The sequence below is a fragment of the Aeromicrobium sp. PFPM2_SD2 genome, assembly GCF_057364525.1.
The window spans coordinates 1-1,292 of the sequence record NZ_JBNFNZ010000582.1; the positions used below are offsets into that span (position 1 = coordinate 1).

At 70.4% G+C, this 1,292-nt stretch carries 1 protein-coding gene; it reads left to right on the forward strand.

Features of this window, described 5'->3' with window-relative positions:
• Nucleotides 1–169 precede the first annotated feature (169 nt).
• The coding region (nuoH, locus tag AC2W7G_RS16555) for an NADH-quinone oxidoreductase subunit NuoH (RefSeq protein WP_485869402.1) at nt 170–1,292 on the forward strand (1,123 nt) is incomplete at its 3' end.

A 1,292-nucleotide genomic window follows, 5' to 3' on the forward strand; every position in this document is an offset into this window, starting at 1 on the left:
CGGGGGCGCCGGCGACCGTCGTCAACCGCCGCCGGCGAGCGGGTCACGTACCCGGCCGAGGCGGCCGACCTGCCCCGACGGCGTCGTGTGGGGTGCCCGCCACCGCCGACGGCCACCTGCACGCCGTGCGCGGCGAGGCCGTCGAGCTCGTCGGTGGGGAGGTGGCCCGATGAACGACCCGCTGTGGGTGGTCGTGCTCAAGGCCGTGCTGATCTTCGTGATCCTGGTCGTCTACACGCTGTTCAACATCTGGTTCGAGCGCCGCGTCGTGGCCCGCATGCAGCACCGCGTCGGGCCCAACGTCAACGGCCCCTTCGGCCTGCTGCAGAGCCTGGCCGACGGCGTGAAGCTGGCGCTCAAGGAGGACCTGGTCGTCAAGGCGGCCGACAAGCTCGTCTACGTGCTGGCGCCGATCCTGGCCACCATCCCGGCCTTCCTGGCCTGGGCGGTCATCCCGTTCGGGCCCGAGGTGCGCATCCCGTTCACCGACACCTACACCGCGCTGCAGCTGACCGACCTGCCCGTGGGCGTCCTGTACGTCCTGGCCGTCACGTCGATCGGCGTCTACGGCATCGTCCTGGCCGGCTGGTCGTCCGGCTCGACGTACGCGCTGCTCGGCGGTCTGCGCTCCAGCGCCCAGGTGATCAGCTACGAGGTCGCGATGGGGCTGAGCTTCGTGACCGTCTTCCTGTACGCCGGCTCGATGTCGACGTCGGAGATCGTCGCCGCGCAGGAGGACCTCTGGTACTTCCTGCCGCTGCTGCCGTCGTTCCTCATCTACGTCGTCGCCATGGTCGGCGAGACCAACCGGGCCCCGTTCGACCTGCCCGAGGCCGAGGGCGAGCTCGTCGGCGGCTTCCACACCGAGTACTCGTCGCTGAAGTTCGCGCTGTTCTTCCTGGCCGAGTACATCAACATGGTCACCGTCTCGGCCATCGCCACGACGCTGTTCCTCGGCGGCTGGCGCGCCCCGTTCGGCATCGCCCAGGTCTGGGAGGGCGCCAACGACGGCTACTGGCCCGTGCTGTGGTTCCTGGGCAAGACGCTGGGCTTCATCTTCCTGTTCGTGTGGCTGCGCGGCACCCTGCCGCGGCTGCGCTACGACCAGTTCATGAGCTTCGGCTGGAAGGTGCTCATCCCGGTCGCGCTCGGCTGGACGGTCGCCGTCGTCGTGCTGCGCAAGGCCCAGCAGGAGGGTCAGCTCGACCGCACGGCGCTCCTGGTGGCCGCCGGCGTCGCCGCCGTCGTGCTGGTGGCGAGCCTGCTGCTGCCCGGGCGCGGCGACCGGGACG